At 60.3% G+C, this 2,440-nt stretch carries 3 protein-coding genes; all 3 read right to left on the bottom strand.

All coding sequences use genetic code 11. The annotated features are described in order from the left end of the window. Positions 1–353 precede the first annotated feature (353 nt). The 3 genes from FV233_RS31505 to FV233_RS31725 all read right to left on the bottom strand — a co-directional run bounded on the left by FV233_RS31505 (position 354) and on the right by FV233_RS31725 (position 1,545). Positions 354–1,070: a transposase gene (locus FV233_RS31505; protein ID WP_348642256.1), complete on the bottom strand. Its 717-nt coding sequence runs from the start codon at positions 1,068–1,070 to the stop codon at positions 354–356. A 92-nt stretch (positions 1,071–1,162) separates the two neighbouring features. Continuing rightward, the gene (locus FV233_RS31510; protein WP_238262941.1) at positions 1,163–1,420 is read right to left on the bottom strand and encodes a transposase; all 258 of its coding nucleotides are present in this window, start codon (positions 1,418–1,420) and stop codon (positions 1,163–1,165) included. Further along, positions 1,417–1,545 (bottom strand): hypothetical protein, encoded by a 129-nt coding sequence (locus FV233_RS31725; protein WP_281408059.1) that lies wholly within the window; start codon positions 1,543–1,545, stop codon positions 1,417–1,419. Before FV233_RS31725 ends, FV233_RS31510 begins: the two co-directional genes overlap by 4 nt. Between the last annotated feature and the right edge of the window lie 895 nt (positions 1,546–2,440).

Consider the following 2,440-nt stretch of genomic DNA (forward strand, 5'->3'; position numbering starts at 1 on the left):
GTGTAAAAACTGTTGTAAGTGCACTGAATAAGCGCTCGTAACCTTCATACATCATCATTGATTATTAATCAATTGCTTAAATGACAATAACTTGGGGTAGATAATTTTAAGTATGCCAATTCGATCCTGCTTAAGTAACTGGATTAGCCAAGCCTATGTGGCGATTACCGCCTCACCTCGACTTTGGCCATTCATGCGGTGTGGCAGAGGGCGTAGGCCCAGGGCGCTGGCAGGCGGAAGCGGGGTTTTGTCTGAAGGCGTCGGTGTGGTGATGTCTCTAAATCCCGCTGGCGCCAGATCGCGCAGCGGACCGCGGCTAGGGCATCGGCGAAGGTCAGGCGTGGCTTGGGGTACTATACGGCCGTCGCGACCGCCCGCCGCTGACGGGCCGGTAGCCGTGCAGCCGACAGAGTGACGATTGAGAACGGGGCGAGCAGGCAGGGCGTCGTGCGGGCGATCGCCGTGTCCGAACACTGACGCCGGGGCTCGATGCCGAGATAGGCGCGGACTTCCTGGAAGGTAACCTCGACGCTCCATTGCCGCACGAACCACGACATGACCTTGGCCGGCTCGCGAGCGAGGTCGGTGCAGAGCGGGGCCTGAGGCTCGAAGCGTTGGGCGGGATCGCGCACGAGCACCCAGCGGATCGGCACGACCGGCATCCCGCAGTACCGCCACACCGCGGTGCCGTAGGCGATCTCAATGACCCGCTCGCCCGCCCCGAACCAGCCCGACACGGTGAGGCGACGCCATAGGGTGTCCTTAGCCGCGAGGGTCGCGGCGAGCGTGGGCAGTTGGACGGCCTTGGTGCGGGGCCGTCCGTTCGGGCCCGGCGGCCGCGGGGGGGCGGGCTCGTAGTGCGCCGCGTCGAGCCGCAGACGCGTGATCGCCGTGATGCGGCCACGGCGCATGGCGTCGAGGAACAACAGAGCCGAGAAGCCGCCGTCACCCATCACCACAAGGTCGCGCCCCGGCAGCAAGCGCCGAGCCTGGAGCGCGAGCTGACGTCCGATGTCGATAAGCGGCTTGTGCCGACCGCCCCGTTCACAACAGGCGCGCACGGACGGCACCAGGGCGGTCAGGAATGGCAGCGCTCAGACGCGCCCCGCCCCGGGGGACCAGCGCGAGCAGCATCGGGCTCATCCAGCGCAGCCCGCTTGCCTTAAAGAAATGGCTGTCGGATGAGCGCACCGGGCCGCGGTAGATGCCCTTGGCCGCGATGCGTTTTGCCGCTGAGGCGCTCGATCGTGTCGTCGAGCCCGAGCACTACGGGACTGTGCGGCGCGAGGGCGGTGATCAGCAGTCCAAGCAGGATGCGGCTGCCGGACCGAGGGCACCATGCGGCGTGGTTGAGGGTGCGTTGATCGTTCACGAACCGCCGCTCATGCGCGCGGCCCATGATGCGCATTACGTTGGTCACCGTACGACGCCCAGAGTGAGGATCGCGCCGATCAGGAGGATCTGCGCATGTCGCCACGAGCGGTGGACGAATAGTGGCGTGAACGACAGGATGGGTCCGGCGAAGCGGGCCGGCAAATCCGGCATCGGGTGTCTCTTGCTGGGGACACCCCCAGCCAACTCATGATGCCCGCTTCGTCACCTCGCTTTTCTCGACCGCTTCCCCAATTGGCTAAAGTCGAGTTAAGACCCTCCGCACCGCGCTGGCACGAACATCAGGGGAATACGTGGGGTTCACTTCGTTATCGCTCCATCCTCTCAAGAGTTGGAGCCTCCGGGAAACCCGGCGCGGTTCAGATACGCTTTTACACCGTGAGGAGCGCCGACTCGAAGACGGCCGTGCCGATGACCGCGCGAACCTAAAGCAGCAACCAGCGCGCAGCGTGAGGGGGCCACGGCTGGTGTTCTCTGAAAAATGCCACCTCTCGGCGACCTAAATGGCATCCAGGTCCGCTTATCAACGCTCAGGACCAAGGTTCGACGCAATGCGACTACGTCAAACGGTGGCCATGGCCAAAAGTTTTCAAACAAAAGCATTATTTTTGTAAGATGGTAGGTTTCGATCCTATACGAATGAATTCCGGACAATAACTAACTCCGCGAAAACATCGTGTGGCTTGTTGAAGCCCGCTTTGTTTGAATGGGCGTAAATCGTAGCGATACACGGTTAGAAAGACTATAATCAAGCAACTTGATCATCGCTGAAAATACTGTTTGTGCGGAGGTAAATGAAGCTTCGTGACATGGAACGCCAACAGACTCCACCATGGTCGTCAGCGGAAAAACGAGCAAGTTCGGAGATGAATTATATATACCTGAAAAAGGGCTTACGGGATATGCAGGTGCTCGAATTCTTGAGTTTGGCGCGGCATATTAACATTTTCTTGCGTGGACAAGCACTTGTCCAACCGGGCACTCCCACTTAAGGACCTGAAGCGACCGACGGATCATCCGTCACAGTAAAAGCAGTCAATCTGGAACC

Source organism: Methylobacterium sp. WL7, from assembly GCF_008040085.1.
GTDB lineage: Bacteria > Pseudomonadota > Alphaproteobacteria > Rhizobiales > Beijerinckiaceae > Methylobacterium > Methylobacterium mesophilicum.